Source organism: Clostridium sp. AM27-28 (assembly GCF_003480955.1).
In the GTDB taxonomy this organism is placed as follows: Bacteria; Bacillota; Clostridia; order Lachnospirales; family Lachnospiraceae; genus Otoolea; species Otoolea fessa.
The window spans coordinates 1-22637 of record NZ_QUJT01000011.1 but is presented as its reverse complement, the minus strand read 5'-3'; the positions used below and the strand labels follow the sequence as shown (position 1 = coordinate 22637).

26 protein-coding genes and 2 tRNA genes are annotated in these 22637 nt (G+C 43.7%); 6 read left to right on the top strand and 22 right to left on the bottom strand.

The window, feature by feature from the left end:
• Positions 1-155 precede the first annotated feature (155 nt).
• The 7 genes from DW720_RS12065 to DW720_RS16235 all read right to left on the bottom strand — a co-directional run bounded on the left by DW720_RS12065 (position 156) and on the right by DW720_RS16235 (position 5760).
• Positions 156-1013 (bottom strand): amino acid ABC transporter substrate-binding protein, encoded by an 858-nt coding sequence (locus DW720_RS12065; RefSeq protein ID WP_107001801.1) that lies wholly within the window; start codon positions 1011-1013, stop codon positions 156-158.
• Between the two features lie 290 nt (positions 1014-1303).
• Complete coding sequence (gene rpsR / locus DW720_RS12060) at positions 1304-1570, bottom strand: 30S ribosomal protein S18 (RefSeq protein WP_022358893.1); 267 nt, start codon at positions 1568-1570, stop codon at positions 1304-1306.
• Between the two features lie 77 nt (positions 1571-1647).
• Positions 1648-2109, bottom strand: a complete 462-nt coding sequence (locus DW720_RS12055) for a single-stranded DNA-binding protein (protein ID WP_022358894.1) — start codon at positions 2107-2109, stop codon at positions 1648-1650.
• A gap of 25 nt (positions 2110-2134) precedes the next feature.
• A complete protein-coding gene (gene rpsF / locus DW720_RS12050; protein WP_107001800.1) occupies positions 2135-2422 on the bottom strand; it encodes a 30S ribosomal protein S6 in 288 nt (95 codons plus the stop codon).
• Between the two features lie 240 nt (positions 2423-2662).
• Positions 2663-2857: a DUF951 domain-containing protein gene (locus tag DW720_RS12045; protein ID WP_022358896.1), complete on the bottom strand. Its 195-nt coding sequence runs from the start codon at positions 2855-2857 to the stop codon at positions 2663-2665.
• A 23-nt stretch (positions 2858-2880) separates the two neighbouring features.
• The gene (locus DW720_RS12040; protein WP_117796749.1) at positions 2881-3603 is read right to left on the bottom strand and encodes an NAD-dependent protein deacylase; all 723 of its coding nucleotides are present in this window, start codon (positions 3601-3603) and stop codon (positions 2881-2883) included.
• Between the two features lie 102 nt (positions 3604-3705).
• Positions 3706-5760, bottom strand: a complete 2055-nt coding sequence (locus DW720_RS16235; RefSeq protein ID WP_118743255.1) for a GNAT family N-acetyltransferase — start codon at positions 5758-5760, stop codon at positions 3706-3708.
• 328 nt (positions 5761-6088) lie between these two features.
• Here DW720_RS16235 and DW720_RS12030 point away from each other — a divergent pair, with 328 nt between their 5' ends.
• The gene (locus tag DW720_RS12030) at positions 6089-7453 is read left to right on the top strand and encodes an MATE family efflux transporter (protein ID WP_118749698.1); all 1365 of its coding nucleotides are present in this window, start codon (positions 6089-6091) and stop codon (positions 7451-7453) included.
• Here the strand turns inward: DW720_RS12030 and DW720_RS12025 are convergent.
• The 12 genes from DW720_RS12025 to DW720_RS11970 all read right to left on the bottom strand — a co-directional run bounded on the left by DW720_RS12025 (position 7430) and on the right by DW720_RS11970 (position 16555).
• On the bottom strand, positions 7430-7633 hold the full coding sequence (locus DW720_RS12025; RefSeq protein ID WP_107001796.1) for a hypothetical protein: 204 nt from the start codon (positions 7631-7633) through the stop codon (positions 7430-7432). The genes DW720_RS12030 and DW720_RS12025 overlap by 24 nt on opposite strands.
• Before the next feature lie 91 nt (positions 7634-7724).
• Complete coding sequence (locus DW720_RS12020; protein ID WP_107001795.1) at positions 7725-8384, bottom strand: hypothetical protein; 660 nt, start codon at positions 8382-8384, stop codon at positions 7725-7727.
• 153 nt (positions 8385-8537) lie between these two features.
• The gene (locus DW720_RS12015; RefSeq protein WP_022358901.1) at positions 8538-8924 is read right to left on the bottom strand and encodes a thioesterase family protein; all 387 of its coding nucleotides are present in this window, start codon (positions 8922-8924) and stop codon (positions 8538-8540) included.
• Between the two features lie 333 nt (positions 8925-9257).
• Positions 9258-9659: a putative toxin-antitoxin system toxin component, PIN family gene (locus DW720_RS12010; RefSeq protein ID WP_118653334.1), complete on the bottom strand. Its 402-nt coding sequence runs from the start codon at positions 9657-9659 to the stop codon at positions 9258-9260.
• A complete protein-coding gene (locus DW720_RS12005; RefSeq protein WP_118653332.1) occupies positions 9659-9931 on the bottom strand; it encodes an AbrB/MazE/SpoVT family DNA-binding domain-containing protein in 273 nt (90 codons plus the stop codon). Before DW720_RS12005 ends, DW720_RS12010 begins: the two co-directional genes overlap by 1 nt.
• A gap of 231 nt (positions 9932-10162) precedes the next feature.
• Entirely contained in the window at positions 10163-11656 is a 1494-nt protein-coding gene (locus DW720_RS12000; protein WP_118653330.1) for a hypothetical protein, read from the bottom strand.
• An 88-nt stretch (positions 11657-11744) separates the two neighbouring features.
• Positions 11745-13016, bottom strand: coding sequence for a zinc ribbon domain-containing protein (locus tag DW720_RS11995; RefSeq protein WP_118653328.1), 1272 nt, complete (start codon positions 13014-13016; stop codon positions 11745-11747).
• Between the two features lie 91 nt (positions 13017-13107).
• On the bottom strand, positions 13108-13323 hold the full coding sequence (locus DW720_RS11990) for a hypothetical protein (protein WP_118653326.1): 216 nt from the start codon (positions 13321-13323) through the stop codon (positions 13108-13110).
• An 86-nt stretch (positions 13324-13409) separates the two neighbouring features.
• On the bottom strand, positions 13410-13688 hold the full coding sequence (locus DW720_RS11985; RefSeq protein ID WP_118653324.1) for a hypothetical protein: 279 nt from the start codon (positions 13686-13688) through the stop codon (positions 13410-13412).
• Positions 13689-13847: 159 nt separating this feature from the next.
• Positions 13848-14780: a lambda-exonuclease family protein gene (locus DW720_RS11980; protein ID WP_118743257.1), complete on the bottom strand. Its 933-nt coding sequence runs from the start codon at positions 14778-14780 to the stop codon at positions 13848-13850.
• Positions 14781-14807: 27 nt separating this feature from the next.
• Complete coding sequence (locus DW720_RS16010; RefSeq protein WP_243023792.1) at positions 14808-15542, bottom strand: hypothetical protein; 735 nt, start codon at positions 15540-15542, stop codon at positions 14808-14810.
• A gap of 80 nt (positions 15543-15622) precedes the next feature.
• The gene (locus tag DW720_RS11970) at positions 15623-16555 is read right to left on the bottom strand and encodes a DUF932 domain-containing protein (protein WP_118653320.1); all 933 of its coding nucleotides are present in this window, start codon (positions 16553-16555) and stop codon (positions 15623-15625) included.
• Between the two features lie 244 nt (positions 16556-16799).
• On the opposite strand from DW720_RS11970, the gene DW720_RS11965 reads away from it, so the two are divergent.
• Complete coding sequence (locus DW720_RS11965) at positions 16800-16976, top strand: helix-turn-helix domain-containing protein (protein WP_022358914.1); 177 nt, start codon at positions 16800-16802, stop codon at positions 16974-16976.
• Positions 16977-17137: 161 nt separating this feature from the next.
• Here DW720_RS11965 and DW720_RS11960 read toward each other — a convergent pair whose 3' ends face one another.
• Positions 17138-18211, bottom strand: coding sequence for a hypothetical protein (locus DW720_RS11960; RefSeq protein WP_118743258.1), 1074 nt, complete (start codon positions 18209-18211; stop codon positions 17138-17140).
• Between the two features lie 217 nt (positions 18212-18428).
• On the opposite strand from DW720_RS11960, the gene DW720_RS11955 reads away from it, so the two are divergent.
• The 4 genes from DW720_RS11955 (at position 18429) to DW720_RS11940 (ending at position 22215) form a co-directional block, all read left to right on the top strand.
• The gene (locus DW720_RS11955) at positions 18429-18989 is read left to right on the top strand and encodes a hypothetical protein (protein ID WP_147355514.1); all 561 of its coding nucleotides are present in this window, start codon (positions 18429-18431) and stop codon (positions 18987-18989) included.
• On the top strand, positions 18949-20724 hold the full coding sequence (locus DW720_RS11950) for a phage/plasmid primase, P4 family (RefSeq protein ID WP_118743260.1): 1776 nt from the start codon (positions 18949-18951) through the stop codon (positions 20722-20724). The genes DW720_RS11955 and DW720_RS11950 overlap by 41 nt, the downstream gene beginning before the upstream one ends.
• A 69-nt stretch (positions 20725-20793) precedes the next feature.
• Positions 20794-20982, top strand: a complete 189-nt coding sequence (locus DW720_RS11945) for a hypothetical protein (RefSeq protein WP_022358918.1) — start codon at positions 20794-20796, stop codon at positions 20980-20982.
• A gap of 72 nt (positions 20983-21054) precedes the next feature.
• Positions 21055-22215, top strand: coding sequence for a site-specific integrase (locus DW720_RS11940; RefSeq protein WP_118743261.1), 1161 nt, complete (start codon positions 21055-21057; stop codon positions 22213-22215).
• A 209-nt stretch (positions 22216-22424) separates the two neighbouring features.
• Here DW720_RS11940 and DW720_RS11935 read toward each other — a convergent pair.
• A tRNA-Cys gene (locus DW720_RS11935) sits at positions 22425-22495 on the bottom strand.
• A 5-nt stretch (positions 22496-22500) separates the two neighbouring features.
• Positions 22501-22572, bottom strand: a tRNA-Glu gene (locus tag DW720_RS11930).
• Positions 22573-22637 lie beyond the last annotated feature (65 nt).

Below are 22637 nucleotides of genomic sequence, written 5' to 3'. Positions count from 1 at the left end.
GTTACTGTTCACGCATACGTGCCCGGTAACGGAATGTGCTGTGACTTCACAGTTAAACACATAAACCGCGAATGGGGACTGCCATGAAATCATTCACAGCCGTCCCTATTCCTATTATTTAATAATGTTTCGTTTTTACAATCAACAATTAATTACTATTTGCCGATGGTAGTTACGTCTTTGCTAAACCATTTCTCAGAAACTTCCTGTAAGGTTCCATCCTCTGCCATCTCTTCCAGAGTGCTCTGAACTTTATCTCTTAACTCGGTGTTGCCCTTCTTGAAGCCTACGCCGTATTCTTCCTCAGAAAGGGAATCGTCCAGAATCTTGAAATCAGCGTTTCTCTGCTGAATCTGATAGCCTGCTACGATTACGTCCATCGCAATGGCATCAACGGCGCCCTGCTCCAGATCCATGAATGCGGTGTTGTAATCAGCGGTTGTCAGAAGCTCCTTGAAAGTAGCGGTCAGTTCCGGTGCCTCTTTTAAAGCTGCCTCTGCGGAAGAATCTGCCTGAACCTCTACGATCTTGCCTGCCAGATCCGCCTGGCTGCTGATATCCGAATCATTGGCTACGACAAATACCTGCTGGTTTGCCATGTACGGCTCAGTCCAGGTGTAATCATCCTCACGACCCGTCATCGTAAATCCATTCCAGATGCAGTCGATATTGCCGGACTCAAGCTCCATATCTTTAGAATCCCAGGCAATCGGCTGTGCCTTATATTCCAGACCCAGGCGTTTTGCAACTTCCTGTGCCAGCTCCAGGTCAAATCCGGTGTACTCGCCGTCATCGCCTACAAATCCCATCGGCGGGAAATCCTGATCAAAACCAACAATCAGAGTGCCGCCGTCGGTTGTCTTCGCCTCTTCTGCGGTGGTTTCCTCTGCCTGGCTCTCAGCCGCCTCTGTGTCTGCTGCGGTTGTCTCTGCTGCGCTGTTGCTGCTGCCACATGCGGTCATGGAAAGTGCCATTACTGCAGCCAGCGCTGCGCTCACAAATCTCTTTTTCATAATTGGTGTCCTCCTCATTTTCAGACAGTGGAAGCCGTTCTCCCTTTGCCGGTTTCCGTCTCGCTTTTTAATATGCTACCATATTAGCATACTAAAGCGTTTTTGTAAAGCACTTATTTTTGAAATCTGTCTTTTTGTGTAATAGGGAATTCCATGGAATTTCCTATTATACAAAAAGGGATCCCACATGATCTCTCACATGGAATCCCAATCATTTTTATCCTCAATAATTGAGTGGAATTTGAGTAAAAATCTTTTTTTACCCTTAAAAAAACCTTATTTTACAAGGATTACTCGCAAACATACGGCATCAGGGACAGATGTCTTGCTCTCTTGATAGCTACAGTCAGAGCTCTCTGATGTTTAGCACAGTTGCCAGTGATACGTCTCGGAAGGATTTTTCCTCTCTCAGATACGTATCTCTTTAATTTATTTGTATCTTTGTAATCGATTTCGCCGTTCTTCTCGCCGCAGAATACACAAACTTTTTTTCTTCTACGCATACCGCCTCTTCTGATCTTGGAAGCGTCTGTTTTATCGCCTTTATTGAATGCCATTGGTCTTTCCTCCTTCACACACATCAGCCTGATGGCGCTCTCGCGCACTCCGTCCGCCGGGGGACCGATTCCCGAACCTAGTTGAACGGAAGGCCTTCGTCTTCTACTCCATCAGGAATATTCATGAATCCATCGCCGATTGCGCTGGACGGAGCCGGGCGCTCTGCCGGACGGTAACCGCCGTCGCTGTTGCCAGATGCCGCATTCTTGCTCTCTGCAAATTCCTGATCCTCTACAATCACTTCTGTCGTATATACTTTCTGGCCGTCACGATTGGTATAGCTGCCAGTCTGAATTCTTCCGGTTACTACGAGCTTGGTTCCCTGATGAAAATACTTCTCAGCGAATTCGCCTGCTCTGTCAAATGCAACACACGGAATGAAATCCGCTGTCTGTGCGCTGTCGTCTCCGTTTCCGCCTCTGCGGCCTCTGCGGTCTACTGCCAGCGTGTATCTGGCGATTGCCATAGCTCTCTCGCCCTGAGAGTATCTCACTTCCGGATCTCTCGTTAATCTGCCCATCAGAATTACTTTATTCATACGATCACTCTTTCTTTATCTACTCTTACGCATCCTGTCTTACGCATAAGTATCTGATAACCGGCTCCATGATGCGGATGTGGTTCTCCACCTCATTCGGGCATACGGAATCAGACTCGAAATGTACGAAGTAGTAGAATCCTTCTTTCATTTTCTGAATCTCGTAAGCAAGTCTCTTCTTGCCCCATTCATCAATGTCAGTTACTGTACCGCCGAAACGTGTGATGTAACCTGTTACTTTCTCCATCGCTGCGGCTCTCTCTTCGTCCTCGAGTTTTGCGCTAAGAACAACTGCTAATTCATATTTGTTCATGCTCTTTCTTACCTCCTTGTGGTCACTGACCCCCTGACTCCAGCAGGGAGTAAGGATTTTTGTGTTATATATTACCGAATATCTATGATACCAAAAAAGGAACGGCTTGGCAAGCACTTTTTCGAGATTTTCTATGTAAATTTTCTCGTTTTTTCCGGGCTTTCTGCCCCTTCTTACTGCATTCTTTTACTGACTGCCAGATCATGAAGCTGCCTGCATCTGTACGCCCACCCGCCGCTCTTATTCGGACTTCTCTCCCGCTTTTTTCAGTCCTCTGGTACTCTTTTCCACCAATGGTCGTGCCATCATCACCTGATGCCCGCAGCCGGCACATTTCAAACGGAAATCCGCGCCGACCCGCAGGATCTCCCACTCATGGCTGCCGCACGGGTGCGGCTTTTTGAGTTTTACAATATCTCCAACCTCGTATACCATTTCCTCTCTCCCCTGTTACTACCTTATACTCCGACCGCGTCCCCCAGCACCTTCCCGATGCTGTCGCTGATAACCAGATCCGCCTGACCATCGCGCGAGGTCGCTGATTTATTGATCAGAACCAGTTTATTTCCATGATAATAATCAATCAGCCCCGCTGCCGGGTACACCACCAGCGAGGTACCGCCGATGATCAGCATATCTGCCTTGCGGATATGGGCAATTGACCGCTCAATTACCTCATTGTCCAGTCCTTCCTCATACAGCACGACATCCGGCTTGATCACGCCGCCGCAGCCGCACTTCGGCACGCCCTTCATCTTCAAAATATCATCCAATCCGTAAAACCTGCCGCAGCGCGTACAATGGTTGCGGAGCACCGATCCGTGCAGCTCCAGCACCTCTTTGCTGCCTGCTGCCTGGTGCAGCCCGTCGATATTCTGGGTAATGACCGCTTTCAGCTTTCCTTCCTGCTCCAGCTTCGCCAGCGCCAGATGCGCCCGGTTCGGCTTTGCATTCGGGAACAGCATCTTATTGCGGTAAAACCGGTAAAATTCCTCTGGCTTTCTCATATAAAAGCTGTGGCTTAAAATCGTTTCCGGCGGATAGTCATACTCCTGATGGTACAGCCCGTCCGTGCTTCTAAAATCCGGGATATTGCTCTCGGTCGAAACACCCGCCCCGCCAAAAAATACAATATAATTTGACTCATTAATCCATTTTTTTAATGTGTCTGTCTCTCCCATCTGACGCACTCTCCTCTCCTTTTTCTGAAAACATAAAAGCGGTTGCTATTAGTTTACATGAAATCAGCACATTCTCTATCCTATACAATTACAGCACGCACTCTACACGATCTCATCCAGATACACGCCGTTCACCGTATCCACCTGTGCCAGAATCTCTGCCAGCCCCTTATTTTCAAGCTGTCCGCCCCAGATTTCTTCCGCTTTCCGGCAGCCAAACAGCCAGCTCACCAGCTCTTCCGGCTTCGTCTCCAGCCATATGGAAACATTTTCCGTGCAGCCGCAGGTATCCGGCTCCGGTTTCCGCGCCTTCAGGCTGGAACCTGTCTCCCCAATCGTCCAGACAAACTCACCGTTGTTCATTTCCAGAATCGGATCATTCATACGGATGCCCAGTGTGAGCATACGTTTTTCTTCTCCCTGCTGCTCTGCCTGTTTTAAGCCAAATGCCGCCAGCAGCGCCCCGATATTCGTCAGGCGCGCCATATTCCACGGCTTCTCGCCCGTCTTGACCGTGTATGCGTCCTCCGCATACAAAAGCCGGTGTTCACGGACTTCCCAGCCCCAGTAGGCATCCAGGCCAACCAGCCTGCCGTCCTGTTCCAGAAATTCCAACGTGCCATTTTCAGAAGCCAGCTCCTTGATGAGACGGCTCACATACGCCGCATCCCGGCGCGTATACATCTCATACCGTGCGCCCAGCCACTGTTCCATATAGACGGCAGCCCGCCCGCAGTCCTCCGGAGTATCCTGGCACACCGTGCGCGTCAGCGTCTGTTTCGCCTTCTCGGTCAGCTCATAGGATGCCACATTTCCGATGAAGGTAAATCCCATCGGCGCATACACAGCCGGGTTGACCGGGACCAGATACGTGATCGGCTTTCCGGCTGCCTCCTCGTCGTGAAGCATTTTCACAAATACGTCCCGGAAATGTCCTTCGCGGCGGCGGCTCTCCTCGGTCGCCACCCCGACCAGATAATCGAGCTTCCAGAGGCGTCCACGCAGCTTCACCGCATACGGATTGTACTGCACCATCGAAATCAGAAGTCCATTATCCTTTTTCACCAGAATCTCGTTATCCTTCGTCTTTTCCTTATAATAATACTCGATAAAACTCTCCGAATCTTCCGGGAAACACATATGCCAGAGATGCTTCGTCTCGTCCTTATCCTCCGCGTCCAGATACGTCAGCACACTTCCCGCCGTCGTATTGGCGATCTGCTCCGCCCAGTGATAGCCCTTGCTGCCGTTTAACAGCTGTTCTACCAGATATTTGCGTGCATAATCCGCCGGATAATACGTCATTTTCGCCTTCCGGAGTCCCTCTAATCCCATATCGTCCTCGCGGTTGACCCACTCAGCCTCAGGAAATTCCTCTATCAGGAACTGTCGGTTGATAAACTGGTACAGACCGTTGATCTCCGGGTTTGCCTTCTCAATATGGATAACCGCCATATGTTCCACCGGATTGTAGCTTCCGATCGTAAATGCCTCCATCTGACCGTCGATATACACGCCGCCCATGTGGATGCTGAATTCTGAACAATTTTTCAGAATATCGTGAATGCCCTTTACCTCATAATCGAGATGTTCCTCGACCTCCTCGCCCTTCTGCTGTCTCCAGCGGTCCAGAAAAACCCAGACATCGTGGCTGTCCGAACAGCACAGACGGCGGTACTCATAGCGCCCCTCATATTCGCGCTTAAATGCGTTGACGCGGTTTTTCTTCTTATGCAGTTTCTTTCCCGCCAGGGAACGCATCGCATCGCCGTTGTAGAGATAATCCCTCGAATCGACCTGCTCTTCCACCAGATATTTGTCCTCCGGCAGATTTAAATATTTCACTGCATACTCATCCGCCAGATTGATAACCAACGGATATCCCAGTTCTTCATTAAAATACTCCTCAATCGCCGCAAACGCCCCCGGCAGGTCTTCCTCCCGGCACAGCGGCATCGCGGAAAAACAACGTCCTTCATTCTCCATCAGCCATAAAAGCGCCTTATTTTCCCAGATTGCATAGCGGACATTATAATAATCTTTCCAGACATAGCTCTCCAGAAATACGCTGTCGCACGTCATATTGTGGCGCATCGCGTAAAACGGAAGCATCTCCTGGATACTGTTAACTTCAATTTTTTTAAACTCTAAACTCATGAAACCTCCTGTGTAAAATCAAAGTGGGTTTTATTTGCCTTCTCATATTATACCATAAATACTAAATTCAGCTATCGCCTTTGGCTCTGCTTCATTAAGTATTTAGGTATGACTCGCACTAAGCTCGAAAACACCTCGCTAAGTGCTCATATTATACCACAAATTTCCTACTTAAAAACAAGGATTTTCTTCCCTTGACTCTATAATTATTGTAGACATTATAGTTATTTCTGATAAACTATACTCAGAAAATGATTTCTGCGGCGTTTTCTTTCTGACGGCCGACGGCAGAGTCATCTATTTTTACCAGAAAGACGAGGATTTATTCATGGAAAAGAATCTCACCTCCGGCAGTGTGCTGAAAACAGTTATCTATTTCTCCTTGCCATATTTGTTATCTTATTTTTTACAGACACTCTACGGCATGGCGGATCTGTTTATTATCGGGCAGTTTGGAGGCGTGGATGGGACGACGGCGGTCTCGGTCGGCAGTCAGGTCATGCATATGCTGACGGTTATGATCGTTGGTCTGGCGATGGGCGCAACGGTTCTCATCGGACGCGCGGTCGGCGCGGGTGACCGGAAGCTTGCGGCGCGCGGCATCGGTAACACGATTTCCTTATTTGCAGGTCTGTCCATTCTTCTGACCGGACTTCTGCTGACGGCGGTTCACGGCATTATCAGGCTCCTGTCTGTCCCGGAGGAAGCGGTAAACGGCACCGCGGCATATCTGATGATCTGCTTTGCCGGCATCCCGTTCATCACCGCCTACAATATCATCAGCTCTATTTTCCGCGGCATGGGCGACTCCAAAAGTCCGATGTATTTCGTTGCAATCGCCTGTATTATCAATATTGCGCTTGATTACCTTTTAATGGGCGTGTTTTCGCTCGGTCCGTCCGGCGCGGCGCTCGGCACGACCCTGTCACAGATGTGCAGTGTCCTGATCGCCCTGGTCGTAATCATTAAAAAACGGATGTTTCCGGGTTTTCGTCTCCGTGACCTCCATCCACATAAGACTACCATAGCCTCCATCCTGCAGGTCGGAATCCCAGTTGCAGTTCAGGACGGCTTTATACAGGTTTCTTTTCTGGTTATTACCATGTTTGCCAACCAGCGCGGATTAAATGATGCGGCGGCGGTCGGAATCGTTGAAAAGCTGATCGGAATCCTGTTTCTGGTTCCATCCTCGCTTCTCTCCACGGTTTCCGCCCTCTCCGCTCAAAACCTGGGCGCCGGAAAACCTGAGCGTGCCCGTCAGACGCTGCGCTACGCGATCTGCATCACATTTTCTTTCAGGCTGATCATCGCAATTGCCATGCAGTTTGCTGCCGGTGCCGCCGTCTCCCTCTTTACTGATGAGGCAGAGGTTGTCCGGCTCGGAACCCAGTATATGAAGAGCTATGTGCTGGACTGCATGATCGCCGGTATCCATTTCTGCTGCAGCGGTTTCTTCTGCGCCTGCGGACTGTCCGGGCTGTCGTTCCTGCACAACTGCATCTCGATCGTGGTAGCGCGCATCCCGCTGGCATGGCTTGCCTGCCGCTATTTCCCAGAAACACTGTATCCGATGGGACTCGCAGCGCCGATCGGATCTCTCATCTCCGTTGCCATCTGCCTGATTGCATTGCGGTGGATTAGGCGGCATCCGGAAAAGCTGGTTATGAATTTACATCCAGTTGAAACAGAATAAATGCTGCATTCCCATCTGGATCTTAAAACTTCCATCCGCCAGTTCAACAAGCCTCTGACGGAAACAGCGGTCTGGCTTGGAACGGTTGGTGTCGGCATTTCGCTGAAAGCTCCCTCCGTTCCGGGCACAGACAAATGGCAGGAAACTACCTGCATGGTTGTCCGCTTTCGCGGCAGCCATCAGGAAGCTCCTGCCCCCATATAAAACTCTTCTGCAATTTATCTGGGAGCATTCTCTCCCCATCACCGGATTCTACCGTGAGATCACCCGCTTACTTTTCCCGCATCTCCAGCAGTCTCCACGCCTTCTTATTCTGGACTTCCAGCACGGAACCACAATATTCACACTTTTTCAACCCCAGCTTCTGAATCGGTGCACCGCAGTTTGGACAGATAAGCGAAACCGCTGCCCCTGCTGTTTTCGCATCCTCATAGACATACACCAGTTCCGTCTCATAAACTGTCTGAATCAGATTCGAATGCAGTTCTGACTGCATCTCAGGCGTTTTCTCATATTCAGTCATTTCCTCATACTCGACCGCCGACTCACACAGAATCCGGCAGAGTCCTTTTTCCTTCTGATAGCGGCTGATGACCGTCCGGTGGATATGTACCTTCTGATACTCTTTTTCCAGTTTTTTTCTCAATTCTGTCTCGATCTGAGTCTTCCACTCGCTCCAGTTAAACTCCGGGAAATCTTTTGCAATCTGCGGCAGGCACAGCCGGTCCATTCCCGCCAGCGAACGCGGTTTGGATGCGTCTGGCTGCGTCAAATCACCTTCCGATAAATGCTTTGCCACATACCGAAACACCTGTACCTCCGGCGTACTCGCCAGCTGCCGTATTTTCCTCTTTATTTTGCGGTAAATCCACCAGACAAGCGCTGCCGCAATCAAAATGCCAATGATCCACCCTATCGTTTCTGTCCGCACCGCTGCCTCTCTTTCTATGTTACTGCACACACACGTGACCAGTCACTTTTCTTTATCTCTATTCACACGCATGGCATACCACAAGCTGATTTTGCCGCTCCCCCTTATTCCAGAACGGCAAAATCCACGCATGATACTTAAACCTGATACTCCTTATTCCGCCTTGCTCGCAGCCTTGTCGCTCATCGCCTTTGAATTTACCATGATCCGCAGATGGGACCCTTCGCCGCATTTGCCCTTCTCATCGTTTACTTCAATATCAAACCACATTTTCCGGCGCTCAATGCTGCGGAGTTTTGCAGTCGCTGTTACCTTCATTCCCACCGGCGTCGGCGCCAGATGGCGGCAGTGAATCTCCGCTCCGACCGTCGTCTGTCCTTCCTCCAGATACGATTTCGCCAGTTCCAGCGCTGCCGCCTCCATCAGGGCCACCATATTCGGAGTAGACAAAATTTGGGAACCTGCGCTTCCGATTCGCTTTGCCGTCATCTCATCCGTTACTTCCCAGGTCAGGCTGTATTCCTGTAATTTTTCTGCCATTTTCGCTTCCTCCATATTATAAAATAATTTTGTTGCGGCTATTTAAAATGCCGTTTCGTGAATGATTCTATTATAGCAGAAGATGTGAAAATCGGATAGCGCATCTTACTTTACAGCGAATCACACAGTTGAAATCCCGAAAATCCTTGTAAAATACGGCTTTTCAGGCATAAAAAAAGGAACCATCTTTCGATGATTCCTCAGAGGCGACAACCAGATTTGAACTGGTGATCAGGGTGTTGCAGACCTTGATCGCCAGTCTCTGGAAGCCGCATAAATACTACGTTCCCAGACACGGTGCACTCATTTGGTGCCCTATTGGTGCCTTATTTTTTATAATTGGACAAAATCTGTCGCTGTCATAATCTTCGGATTTGTTACACCAGACTCTAAGAAGTCTTTATCTCCCGTTAAAAGTACATCTGCATTTGCATGAATCGCCGCCCGAAGAATCGGTCGATCCTTCACATCCCTTATCTGCTCTTCCGAACTATGCTCTTCCAGCGGAGTAGGAACAATCTCCAGTGTCATTAATGACAATGATAAAAATCGTTCCAAAGCTGATATCTTTTTAGGAAATTTTCGATTAAAAATTCTCCGCATCTCATCTATGTTTTGTTCACAGACAAGTCCGTGATTCGGATACGTTACCGCCTTCACAAATGCCTTGAAAGGTGTACCCGTACTGCTAAGCGCTGCCGAAATGAGAATATTGGTATCAATCAGAACTCTCATTATGCCTCACTTTCCGCACGAACCTCTTTTACCAAGTCCATTACCGCCTCATCCGATGTAAGCCCTGCTTCTTCTGCCTCCCCTGCCATCTGTGCCTGTAACATCTGCATTGCATAAACGGCTGAATTAATGAGTCTAACGCTTCCATTCTCTACAACAAAGGTAATTCTATCCCCGCTGGAGACACCCAAAATTTCACGTACATCCTTTGGAATTGTAACCTGACCTTTCGCCATTACTTTCGCATTATCAATAAATGTATTCGCAAGCATAAAAACACCTCCTATTTCAAAATAGGGAAAGTAGGGTTTTCCCTACTTTTATTATATACACTTACTTTCAAAATATCAATATTTAAATTTTCCAGTTTTTGCAAGACGATTTTCTGCCAGCCGCATCCCAATCTCGTCAACAAATGCCTTTGAAATTTGTCGCGACTGTCAAAAAATCTTCTTGCAAAAAGTAGGTGTAGATAATTTCATCTCATATAAAAGAAATACATTTTATTTCAATGCAACCAAACGCTTTAATTTATCTTCCTCCTGCTGTTTCTCCTCTTTAATTCTATACCAATTTTCATATCTTTCATTGAGATCAATCGTATCATCCAACAAATAATAAACCGGAACCGTCCTTTCAAATCCGTTATCGTTAATCAATGTTTTTGTTTCTGATGACTCGACATATCTAAGAAAATAGGAACCTGATTTTGAAAAAGGATTTTTTTGAGACGAATAGAAAACAACCTTTTCATCTCCTATATCCTGCCCGTACATCGTATATGTCACATTTACACCTACCCATTCACTACCTTCAACCTGTCGATAACTGTCAACTTCCTTTCTAATATCGCCTGAAATGGTATCATCATATTTGGTTTCCAATCTTTGTGAAATGTACCATTCCCCTGTTGCGCAACTATCATACACCTTTGATATATCAAAACTTTTCTTTCCTATTTTTATACTTTGAACTTGCTTTAATTTTTCATCCAAAGTTTTAACCTGATTAACCTGATTGATAATTTCCCTAATATCTTCCACTCCATATAAGGTTTGGTACATTTCACAGTAAAGCTGCATGTTTTTAAGCCTCAAAACATCATTTTCCCGCATTTCTGTTTTCATTTTATCTAACAGAAATTCCTTTACCTGTGTCTCATCTTCCTTCTTCAATTTTTTTATCAATTTTTTATTTGATTCGTCAGACCACTCATTTACAAACTCTTGCATCCGATTTCTAAACTCTTCTTGTTTCGCAATGTCTGCTTCCCTGACTTTTTCCAATTTTTCCTGGCTCTCCCTTGCGGTCAATTCTTCCTGTTTCTTACTCTCGGCTGCTATCAACTCTTCCTGTTTTTTACTCTCAGCTACTATCTCCGCTTCCCTTTCCTTGCTTGCAGCTACGATTGACTCTTCCAGATTCCTGCTCTCAGCTTCGGCTGATTCTTGTGCAAGGCTTTCATTTACCTTTTTCTTCTCATCAACATTATTCAGAATTAACTGAATTTTTTCTTGCTGTTCTGCTGAAAATTCATCCATTATCTCTGTTATCTTTTTTTCAAGCGCTCCGTCAAAATCCGCTATATCTGACAGCTTTTCCGAATATCGTTCTATGACTTCTTCTGCTCCTGAATAATCTTCCGAAACTTCCCATAACTCTATATATTTTTCCGCCACATCTTTTGTCACATCTTTATCTGCCTTACTATTTAACACTTCTTTTGCGGATGAATAATTTTTTTCATTCAAATATTTCTGATATTCTCTCTCCCATTTCGAATCAACAAACCATTCTAGAAATGCCATTGAATACAGAACTAGCCATGCCATGTTCCATATAAAAGCTATTTTACTTCTTATTTTATATCCCTTTTCTTGGTCAATTCTGTCTTTAAATCTCAGTATTGTCAATACTAATGAAGCTGGGTAAAATAAAAAAAACGTTAAAATCAACATCGGATATGAATAATACCATTTCTTTCTCTGTTTTTCCATAAAATCTTCCCTTCTTCTATATAGTACAAAAGAAGCGCTTGCCTCCTATTGAAACAAGCGCTTTAATATTTCTATGATGCAAATTCCATTAAGAGATATAACGCTGTACCAGCTCTAAAACTCCAGCATTTCTATTGGGACTGCTATAGTCCATATAAACAGTTCCATTTGCTTCATAGAACATCATATACATAGGATTTCCTTCTTCACGAATTTCATAAACCGCATCATAATTTGATATACTCCAATCTCCCGCGCTAGTACATGTATATACTGGAATATGCTCTGACTCACAATTACCTCCATAATAAACACATACATCACCAACTTCATCTGTATCAATATCCGAACCAACACTAAACTCGATTGTATAGCCAGCGCCTTCATACCGTCCTGCATAAGCTGATGGATCCGAACCATAATTACCCGCAGGTACTTCATTGGATACGGGTGCATTTTCTGTATATTCTTCAGCAGGAACTGTCGCTGCCGTCTGTGTCTGATACTTACCAGAAAAATATCCGCCTGTAATTTCACTTATTCCCTGATTTTCTATTACGGATGCCACCATTACTAATGTGAGCACATCTGTTCCTTCAAGATTTTTATAAGAACTATATGCTACTGGCATAGCTACAACCCTGGCAAAATCCCCTTCTACTATTTGTGTCTGTTTTCCTATATAATAAATATAATAGCAATTTCCATTTACATCATATGAGTTTAAACAAGTTACATAATCATATGGCGAATCCCCTTCTCCAAAATTTTCTTCCCATATTTGCTGCACGGTCAACTGCTCCATAAAAGCAAATCTGCCGGATATATCTTTTGGATTTTTTATCATATGAGAATAATCTAAAGTGGTATCAATATATTGTGATAACTCATCCAGACACTCATTTGAAGCAGGGAACAGTTCCAAATGTGATTGAATAAACTCCGTTTGATTGCTAGATAGTTCAAATTTAGGGTCTACCGTACCTATATTTGTTATTGTGCCAATAATGTCTAACTGGCTTTTCGAAGTTTTTAACCCATCCGCATTCTTTTCGCTGTTCAACTGTTCTTCTGCACTCTCAGCCTCCGGAACTTTTACTGTTTCCTCCGACTCTTGTGGGAAACTCAAAGCGATAACTATCACAACCATAACTACCACGGCACCTATACCCAGTAATATTTTTTTCAATTTCCCAAGAGATTTTTTCTCTTCATCCTTTTTTTCATAATTTTGAGAAACTATCATATTTTCGGTCTGGAAATTATCTAACAACGGGTTTCCGCATATACTGCAAAACCGTTCGCCTCCTGTTAATTTATTTCCACATTTAGGGCAATAATTAATTTTCCTATTTTCCACGCCATCTACCCCCTTATCTTAATTTTTGAGTCACAATTCGTACAAATCTAATTAGTATATATTCTTGTTTTATCTGTACTACACGAAGAAATTAGGCTATTTTAGCCAAATATCTTTCTATTGCAGTCTTATACTCTTGCATTGTAATTCTTCTACGTTTTCTCATTACTATCACTATTGCCTCATCCATAATTGCTACCCTTGCATATCTCCTAGGTTCTCCAGATCTAAACATATTCTGCAATATTTGCTCTAACTCTGGATGAGCAATCGTATCATTAAGTACCTCATCCCTTTTATAATCCATATACCGATTCCTATCACCAATAATATCAAAATAATTTGCATATAATACTTTCTCCTCCGTTTTAATAAAATTCTCCCCTTCTAAAACTAATAAATTTCCTCTTGGGCATTCGTTTTTGCTTTGGTAACCCCCTCTTCTTTAGCTATTTGCATTACTCTCCTTGAACTCAAATTCAAATACCTAGATATTTCTTGTATTGACTGAACTCCATAATTTTCACATATGTATTTCTGAACAAAACCCTTACTGTATAATTTTTTAGGGAACGTAATGGTTGTTCCATTATATTGCTCGTAAATTTTCAATATCGTATTTTCGTCTGTTATTGACAATAATTCACCATATATTCCTGAATATCGCTTCATACGCTAAAGCATCACCTCTTTATCCACCATTTTATCTCTATTGAAGAGAAATTATCATTTGAAATTTTCATCTATATTTTTCACATCCAATCTCAACACACTTAATAACAAAAAATCAGGAAGACTACTTTTACCTAGTCTCCCTGACTTTTTCATTTTCTATGCTACCTTAACCGTAAACCTGCTACTTTTCCTACTCTGCACATACTCCCGATAGACCTCCGGCTTCTCTTGCTTCAGACGTTTTATATCCAAGCGTTCTGAAGCAATTTCCTGCCACACTACCCGGTAATGTTCGCTGTTTGCCTCCCCGCATCCATCCATAAACACCTTTACCTCCTGCTCAATCTGCGCCTTTTCTCTCTCCAGTTGTTTCATTTCCGCCGAAATATCCTGCCTGCGGTTCAATTTTGTTTCCATCGCCGCTGACAGCTCTCTTGTTTCCGTCTTTTTGAACCGATGAAAATATTCTTCCAGCACAGCGCTGCATGATGCAGAGCCATCCGGTTCTGGCATCCGTCTTACCAAGATATGATTGTTCCAGAAATCCTCTTCCAATGCTATCAGCTGTTCTGCCATTTCTTCATCCCAGTCAATCCGGGAATATACAAATCCCTGTCCCAGTATAACCGCCGCGATATACCAGGTACGTTTTCCAGTTACCGCCATGTAATGAATACACTGCATCAGATAATGCATAGGAATCGCTCCATTCTCCCATTTTCCCGCATTGTAGGCGCTTACCGTCTTACACTCCAAACCTGCATCTTCCCCCACAAGCAGCCGATCCACATCCGCATACATAAACGGGTGCGCTTCGCTCCAATACATCTTATTAGAACGCCGCACCTTTTTACCTGTCTCTTCTGTAAACCGCTGTGCAACATAATTTTCCAAATCTCTCCCCTGCCGCATTGCTTCATTATCTGATAAATCCAACGTATCCGTTGTCTTCTCCCAATAAACCGCCATTGGACTTCTATATGGATTCAATCCACACATAGCTCCGGCGTCCGAACCTCCGATTCCTCCTTTCCGCAGCCTCAACCATTCCTTATGCTCCATTCCCATTGTTGATATCGTCTTACACATAACTATTTCTCCTTTCCTCACCCTATTTTAGGCAGCCGCTACGGGTTTCGACTTTTTCAGTCCACTCATCGCATCCCGGTAATGCTCCGGCTTCATCTGCTCAATCCTTTCTAAATGATAGCGTGCCAATACCTGTTCCAGCGAAATCCCTGTCCTCTCTAATTCTTTTTGTAAATCCCGCCGCATCTTATCTGACAGATGTGCTCTGGCTGTTTCAGACACTCTTCCTGGCTTGTTAGAAGAAGTTCCTGCTGACTGCTTTCTAAATACGACGCCTCCTTTGGCGTTACAGATCTCCAGACTTTCTATTTCCCGGTTTAATGTGTAGCTGATAGCTGACACCCGAAAATGTTCAGATGTTATATATCTTTTCCCATCATATGAAATCGCTGCTTTCTCTACCGGAATCCAAATGAACGGAGCCGAATATAGCTCTCTCCCAATTCCCCAGTTGACACAGGCACGTTTGAAGCTGTCCGATGCCTGTCCCTTTTCTTTTTCCGTGTAACTTTCCGTCCCTACATCCTGCTTGGCTATCCATTGCTGTTTCTCGGCATCCCACACCTCTACCGTACAATACAGATTTCCGCCTATCTCCTGATGCGTCCTTTTCCACCCACATGGAGAAAAGCATTCATCCAAAATCTTTTGATCCACACGGGCATCTTTATATAGAAGCAAACTCAAGCCATTTTTCCCTATACTTCCGACCCTGCATTCAATTTCACTGGCTTCTAAAAGACGAATTTTATTTCCGATCATGTCTCATCCCTCCTGATTTTTCTCAAATGGGCAAAAGAAAAAGAGTACCCGCTTCTGGACGGATACTCTCATTTTTACCACTATGCCGTTTTTACCATTTCATACGCCTTATCTATCATCGCATTCCCATCCACTGTCCGGGCAAATAAATTCTCCCGGTAACCGCTCCGCGTTCTCAGCGGCTTGGCATGAGTCGCAAAATCAGATACCGCATTGATAAAACGATATGCGTTCTTTCCTATATGCTGTAAATCTGGCGCATCAAAATACCTCGCTTTCATATCCTCTTTCATACGCATAATATTTTTTACCTGTTGTTCCGACGGATTCAGCAGCAATGGGAACATAGAATCTATGTATTCCAGCACCTGACGATCGGATAATTTCTGTTGATTCAGATAATCAATCGTCTTTCCCAGTTCCGCCATATATTTATCCGCATAAAGCAGCGTGTTCTTCGCATCTTCCAATTTTCCCCGGATATCTCCCGTATGATTGGTCGCCCAGCACCGCTTCGCCGTTGATAGCGCCAGATTCAACGTATTCTGGCACACAACACGAATTGGTGTCATAGCTGCCTTAATTGCCCCGCTTCCGTCATGGCTGTTCATGAATACCAGATACGGCGTAATCTCATCCCCACTGATAATATAGCGGGTGGGAAGTTTCGCTAAAATCCAAGTCCGGCGACCATTCTGCAAACTGCCCGCCGTTTCATATGTGACTCCCTCACCAAGTAATTCATCCGTAAAAGCAAACGCTTCTTCATTCTGGACTACCTTGTAGCGGTCACTTACCACACCTAACACCTGATTATCTGTCTCTCTTAAATTCGCCCGAAATCCCGGAACGGTGATCCCTTCCTCCGTCACCAGATTTTTCTGAACCACTCTCCAGTCCAGACCAGCCAGTTCTAACGCCGCCCCCGATGTTGGTGCTTCTTCCACCATGGTTCCCAGACCATGCCACGGTTTCGTTCTCGTATAAAACATTGTCTCCACATTTGCTGCCATCTTAGTTTCCTCCTTCCAGTCTGTGTGCCAGCCAAATAATCAGCTGTGCCGATGCTTTTCCCATTAGTTTCAAAATTTGTGCTCCTGTTTTCATTTTCTATCCTCGCTTTCTGATTTTCTTTGATTCAAACAAATGATGTATGATTTCAAAATCGAAGAGTACGCAACAACCGGAGGGAAAAACACTCATATAAACCAATGGGGACTACCACAACCCAAATTATTTTTTGAAAGGAATGATTCTATGTTCGAGCAAACACCAGATATCCTGACCTTTAAAGAATGCCAGGAACTCTTAAAGATAGGAAAAAACACCCTGCTGGATTTACTCCATAACGAAGAAATTGAAGGCTTTAAAATCGGCACACGCTGGAAAATTCCTAAAGCTGCCGTGCTGGAATATATTTATCATAAATATTAAAGTATGTGCCGATGTGTCAATGTGCCAGAACTTTTTTACCTTTTTATCTTTTCCATTTTGTATTAATTAAAATACAATTTCCTTCTGTCCGCGCCCATAATTATCTAAACCAACCATTTTTACTAATAAAATCAATGTTTTCCCGGAACATTGGCACATTTTTAACGTATTTTTTTCCTTTGTCTATCAATGCGTTTTCTTCTTCTATCCGCACATCTAGAACTACAGCATATAGAATTAGGATGTGTCGCCGCAGGATAGAAAAATTGCTTACAGTTTTCGCATACTCTCAAATATGTTTTGCTGTCATACGTATATGCTAATGCCAGCATTAACGCTTGTACCATATTAGCCCCATCAGGAACTAATTCCATTTCCCCATTTTTCCGAAATTTTACCCTCCAGCTTACACTATCCCAAAAGAAAGTACAGTATTCTTCCATAATGTGTTTCGAAAAATCTTTCCAAAATTCTCTGATTAACTCCCTTGTATTTTCCTTCTCCCTCCATCTCTTCCCTGCTAAAGTAGTTGAAAAATTTAATTTAACATCTTCCCTGAGCACAAAATTCATACACCCATTTCTGTCGCGTATTATTTTATAAAGGCTCATATCTTTCCAATCAATCAACTTAGAAAATTGAATCCACATAGACTCTTTACCTACATTTTTTATTCCATCCTCACAAAAAAACCTAACAAATAACTCTTTAAATTCTTGCTTTATACGTTCCTCACTATTTCCACATCTATGCCACCGCATAAGTAATTCCATTAAAAAAAATAATATTGGTGTATCCATCTCATAGTTCGTATCCTCCGGCATTTCTAAACACTCTAAAATACAACTTCCTGTTAATAAATTCATAATATCTAAAAAAATAGTTCTATCATCATCCGTCTGATTCTCCTTTTTAGTTTGAGATAGATTTTGGGTGTATACTTTCTTATTCGCTCTATTTAACACTGCAATTACTCGTTTAATAAATTCTGTCAACTCTCTCATTGCTGGCGTATTGACTCCCGTTTCATCTAGCAGCGGTTCGGGGAAACCATACATAATTAAAAAGCGCATAATCGACTCTTCTGTTGAATAATCAATTTTTAAAAATTCCTCCAGCAATTCACTCCTTCGACTTTTATAGTCCCAATATATTTTATTTTCTTCCACCGGGTCATTCGCGCCAACCTCACGCCATAATTTCGCACGATATTCATTCGTTAATCCTATTTGCATTAAACCCTCTCCTTACTAGTGATCATTCTCGTTTTCTTGTCTATTGGTTTTTTATATACAAATAGATCACTCATATGGCATGATAACACTGCAAATGGTTTTTAGCAAATCATTTTTCAGAATTCTGACATAGGCACCACATATTACGTACGTATACAAATAAAACAAAAGGAGGAATGGTAGCGCAGCTCCGGAACTGTGCTACCATATAAAAACTATGAATGAAACATCAAACGAAACAAGAAACGCCTTTATAGAAGGCGCAAACAAAGCAATGCAACCTAAGAATTCTGATGTTTTTATCAGGATTGACAGCAGAAAAGCGACTGCCAAATTAGACGTTTATAATCACTCAGAAATAGGCAATGCCTACATCTGTATCAAGCAGAACCACTCTTCTATGATCTGGTCTGTTCAAAACGGAAGAGGCATATCCGCTCCTGCTACCTTATGGATATGGATTAAAAGTCCTCAAAAATTAGGAATTGGGATTGGAAACTCCAAAACATCTGAAGCGCAGTTTATTCTGAATAATGGAAAGGACTTTTTCTTCCTACAGGATTTTTCCATTCATGGGTTCATTGAAAATCAAGAATATGGTCTAGCATTTTTCTTTTCTTCTGATAAACAGGTTATTACACAGGACGAGAATACCAATAACGGATTTTCTCCGATTTGTGCCTTATTGACCCTGTTTATGCAAGATAAAGATAATTCAAGTATGAAGGAAAATAAAAATGGACATGAAAATGACTACATGGACCCATCATTCAGATAGGGGGTGGAAAACGCAAAAAGCAAATTCAAAAATTTGCCAATCAGAAAATGTTTCCGAAAATATGCAGGTAGATCTTACTGAAGATTTTTCTCAAGCGTTTCCCGATACCGAATATACAGAAAATCTATCGGACGATCTCTTGCTGCCCACGGAACATAAAGAAAATACTCCGAGGAAAAAAGCAAAAAGGACGGAGAAAACACGGAGACTTGGTAACTGGTCAACTAAAAAATTAAAATTCGAATTTGATGAAGATGATTTTTTCCAAAATCTTATCGACTCATCCAGTTCGCCAAGCGAGGATGAGATACCAGTAAAACCTTCTCCGAATCCTCCGGCAGAAAAAATAGCACCTGTATCAGCGCCGCAGCCTACGGTAATCCCCGTGGTACCCCAAGCACTGATGTCAGGAAAAAATAAATCTTCAATGAACATAGACCAGATAGCAAACGCTATTACCAATGCTCTGACTATCATCCTGCATGATAACTGTCTTTATTATTATACAGGTAAATGCTATCAGATTATTGAAGATTCGGAAGATCTTCTGAGGATTGTCCGCTCGAAAGTCAGACAGGACGCGTTCTCCAGCTATTCGAAGAAAAAATTTGACGATTTATTTACCTATATGCGGGTAGACGAACGCCTGATTCCAGATGATTATGAGGAAAAGCTCCAGAAATCCGCTGATTATGTCAGTCTCAAAAACGGTGTCCTGAATTTGAAAAAATTGAAACTTCTTGCTCATAATAAGAAATTTCTTATTTTCTATTCACTGGACGCCGACTGGATAGAAGAGCCTGAAAGCCAGAGTTTTGATGGATTCCTATCTACTATAAGCGGTGGGAGTCCTGAAATTAAAACTCGAATCATAGAATCCCTGGGATATTTGCTTTCTTCCTGTAATAAAGGGAAATGTTTCTTTGTAATGGGAACCGCTCCAAACAGTGGTAAAAGTACGTTAGGCGAATTTCTTCAAAAAACGCTTGGCAATAAACTGGTTACCAGTAAATCCATTGCCCAGATTCCCGGACGTTTTTCGATGGGCGATATTCAGGGAAAACTTCTCAATCTATCTCTGGATCTCCCTAAAGGAAAATTTACCCCTATCGTCGTGTCTATCATCAAACAGATTACCGGTGGGGACAGCATTTCAATAGAACGAAAATATGACAAACTGCGGGATATTCACAGCACAATGCGCTTTCTATTCGCAAGCAACTATCCCGTTACGATTTCACGTTCTGATGAAGACGATGCTTTCTGGGAACGTATGGTCGTAATTCCTTTTCTTTACACCATAGAAAAGGAAGACGCAGATACAGAGCTTTCCCGTAGGCTTCTACAGGAAAAAGACGCTATTATATCCATCTGCCTGCGCGCTTTGAGCAATGTAGTCAATAATCATTACATTTTCTCTCCCTGTGAAGCCGCGGACAAGATAAAAGAACGCTGGCGGTATCAAGAGTGTGACTCTATAGAAAGTATCCCACTATTTGTAGAAGAATACCTGGAGGTCACTGGAGAACCGACCGATATGGTTTACTCCCGACAGTTATACGAGATTTATTGTAATTTCTGTGAGGAGTCCGATTTTTCTCCCCTGCGCTACCACACGTTCATCAGCTGGTTTTGCTCCAATATCAATGGATGCTCTACCAGAAGGCGGCATGAAACAGGGAAAAATCCAATGGCTGCTCTTGCAGGTATCCGGGTAAAACAATGGGCTGAGTAGGCAACAGGTAAATTTCATTTTTTAGATTATACATCATATCTGTGAAATACACAGAAAGGAGATTTTGATATGGTTTACAGCAATTTATATTCATTTTCCGACTTATTAACGATCTTTCCATTTGGAAAAACAAAGCTCCGGCAGCTACTGCTCGCAGGTGTCCTTCCGGTTGTGAAAGTCGGTCGCCAGTATGTTACCAGCGATGAAGCAATCCAGCGTTGGGTTCTGGAAAATGCAGGAAAAGAAATTTTATATTGATTTTTAACAGCGGCGGATTGTGACACCTGTTACTCGTCACAATCCGCATCTTTAGACGAAAGGAGCACTAAAATGCCATCTACTACAAGTACCCGAAAAAGAAAAGGCGCTGGAAACATCCAGAAGAAAGCAAATGGTTCTTATCTTGGGCGCATCCGTATTACCGGATACGATACATATTATTATACCGGAACCTCTGAAAAAGATGTTCAAAAGAACCTCAATGAATTTTATGAAAAAACACAGCGGCAGGAAATAATTGCGCGCAAGGAGACCGTCAACACCTATATCGAGCGATGGCTTGAAAATGTAAAACGGCACACTATGAAACCAGCTTCCTACGATCGTCTGGAACGCACTTACAACCGACAGATCAAGCATGCTCCGGTAGGTCGCAGTCAGTTAGGAAGCCTTACCAGCATGGAAATACAAGCCTTAATCAATTCATACACATCATCGTTAGCTTATTCAACTCTAAAGAAGGTCTATGACCTCCTGAATAATTGCTTCCGATATGCTGTTGCCGTCCGTGATATCGGGTACAATCCAGTTGACGGGGTACAGCTCCCCAAACAGGAAAATATGGCGATTCAGCCAAAAGAAATTGAGATATTATCAAGCGAAGATTTAGCAAAACTTGAAAAAGCGCAGTATTGCCTCTATTCAAGCGGAGAACCGCGATACTGGTACGCTTCCGCCTATGTGCTAATTGCCAATACCGGGCTGCGCTCCGGCGAAGCACTCGGACTGACATGGGATAAAATCAACTTCAAAGCCAAGACACTGACCGTATCACAAAATGCTTCCAGAATCAAAAACCGTGATGACATCAATGCACATGGAAGTAAACAAATTATCGTTTCTACGAAAACCCGTTCTGGAACTCGCCAAGTTCCCCTAAACGATAAAGCGCTGGCTGCCCTTAGCCATCTAAAAGAATTGCACGACCGGAAACGGATTCAAAGCAACTTCGTAATCTGCACATCAACTGGAAAGATGGTGGTTCAAAGCTCTTTCTATCACATTTTTCAAAATATGCAGCGGTCGCTTGGCATAACGCCTGTAACAATTCACGCACTGCGCCATACATTCGCCAGTCAGTTGATAGAAGCCGGTGTAGACATTAAGGTAGTAAGTCAGCTATTAGGACATTCCTCCGTGAAAATCACTTATGATACCTACGTTCATACCAGCCTGGAGCGTGCATTTTCTGCCGTACAGACTCTGGTATAGCCATCCAATAAATGGCTGAAAAATTTGGTGCCCTATTGGTGCCTTATTTTTCGTTCAAGAGCAGTAAAAAATGACTTCTAACGGAAATTTACAAGGAAATTTTCTCATGGATATTTCACAGCCAATCAAAAGTCTAAAATCCCGGAAACCCTTGTAAAATAAGGCTTTCCAGGCATAAAAAAAGGAACCACCTTACGATGATTCCTTAGAGGCGACAACCAGATTTGAACTGGTGATCAGGGTGTTGCAGACCCACGCCTTACCACTTGGCTATGTCGCCATAAATGACCCCAACGAGATTCGAACTCGTGTTACCGCCGTGAAAGGGCGATGTCTTAACCGCTTGACCATGGGGCCAGATATTAAATTAAAACTCCCCGAGTAGGACTCGAACCTACGACAGCGCGGTTAACAGCCGCGTG

Bases quoted from the DNA above. Each gene is read 5' to 3' on its own strand.
- DW720_RS12010 (WP_118653334.1), bottom strand. From the start codon at position 9,659: ATGAGAGTTCTGATTGATACCAATATTCTCATTTCGGCAGCGCTTAGC.
- DW720_RS12030 (WP_118749698.1), top strand. From the start codon at position 6,089: ATGGAAAAGAATCTCACCTCCGGCAGTGTGCTGAAAACAGTTATCTAT.
- DW720_RS12040 (WP_117796749.1), bottom strand. From the start codon at position 3,603: ATGGGAGAGACAGACACATTAAAAAAATGGATTAATGAGTCAAATTAT.
- DW720_RS11955 (WP_147355514.1), top strand. From the start codon at position 18,429: ATGAATGAAACATCAAACGAAACAAGAAACGCCTTTATAGAAGGCGCA.
- rpsR (WP_022358893.1), bottom strand. From the start codon at position 1,570: ATGGCATTCAATAAAGGCGATAAAACAGACGCTTCCAAGATCAGAAGA.
- DW720_RS12055 (WP_022358894.1), bottom strand. From the start codon at position 2,109: ATGAATAAAGTAATTCTGATGGGCAGATTAACGAGAGATCCGGAAGTG.
- DW720_RS11970 (WP_118653320.1), bottom strand. From the start codon at position 16,555: ATGGCAGCAAATGTGGAGACAATGTTTTATACGAGAACGAAACCGTGG.
- DW720_RS11960 (WP_118743258.1), bottom strand. From the start codon at position 18,211: ATGCAAATAGGATTAACGAATGAATATCGTGCGAAATTATGGCGTGAG.
- DW720_RS12025 (WP_107001796.1), bottom strand. From the start codon at position 7,633: ATGGCTGCCGCGAAAGCGGACAACCATGCAGGTAGTTTCCTGCCATTT.
- DW720_RS12065 (WP_107001801.1), bottom strand. From the start codon at position 1,013: ATGAAAAAGAGATTTGTGAGCGCAGCGCTGGCTGCAGTAATGGCACTT.
- rpsF (WP_107001800.1), bottom strand. From the start codon at position 2,422: ATGAACAAATATGAATTAGCAGTTGTTCTTAGCGCAAAACTCGAGGAC.
- DW720_RS12000 (WP_118653330.1), bottom strand. From the start codon at position 11,656: ATGGAAAAACAGAGAAAGAAATGGTATTATTCATATCCGATGTTGATT.
- DW720_RS11990 (WP_118653326.1), bottom strand. From the start codon at position 13,323: ATGGATTATAAAAGGGATGAGGTACTTAATGATACGATTGCTCATCCA.
- DW720_RS16010 (WP_243023792.1), bottom strand. From the start codon at position 15,542: ATGATCGGAAATAAAATTCGTCTTTTAGAAGCCAGTGAAATTGAATGC.
- DW720_RS11965 (WP_022358914.1), top strand. From the start codon at position 16,800: ATGTTCGAGCAAACACCAGATATCCTGACCTTTAAAGAATGCCAGGAA.
- DW720_RS11985 (WP_118653324.1), bottom strand. From the start codon at position 13,688: ATGAAGCGATATTCAGGAATATATGGTGAATTATTGTCAATAACAGAC.
- DW720_RS16235 (WP_118743255.1), bottom strand. From the start codon at position 5,760: ATGAGTTTAGAGTTTAAAAAAATTGAAGTTAACAGTATCCAGGAGATG.
- DW720_RS11950 (WP_118743260.1), top strand. From the start codon at position 18,949: ATGGACATGAAAATGACTACATGGACCCATCATTCAGATAGGGGGTGG.
- DW720_RS12005 (WP_118653332.1), bottom strand. From the start codon at position 9,931: ATGCTTGCGAATACATTTATTGATAATGCGAAAGTAATGGCGAAAGGT.
- DW720_RS11980 (WP_118743257.1), bottom strand. From the start codon at position 14,780: ATGTGTAAGACGATATCAACAATGGGAATGGAGCATAAGGAATGGTTG.
- DW720_RS11940 (WP_118743261.1), top strand. From the start codon at position 21,055: ATGCCATCTACTACAAGTACCCGAAAAAGAAAAGGCGCTGGAAACATC.
- DW720_RS11945 (WP_022358918.1), top strand. From the start codon at position 20,794: ATGGTTTACAGCAATTTATATTCATTTTCCGACTTATTAACGATCTTT.
- DW720_RS12015 (WP_022358901.1), bottom strand. From the start codon at position 8,924: ATGGCAGAAAAATTACAGGAATACAGCCTGACCTGGGAAGTAACGGAT.
- DW720_RS12045 (WP_022358896.1), bottom strand. From the start codon at position 2,857: ATGGTATACGAGGTTGGAGATATTGTAAAACTCAAAAAGCCGCACCCG.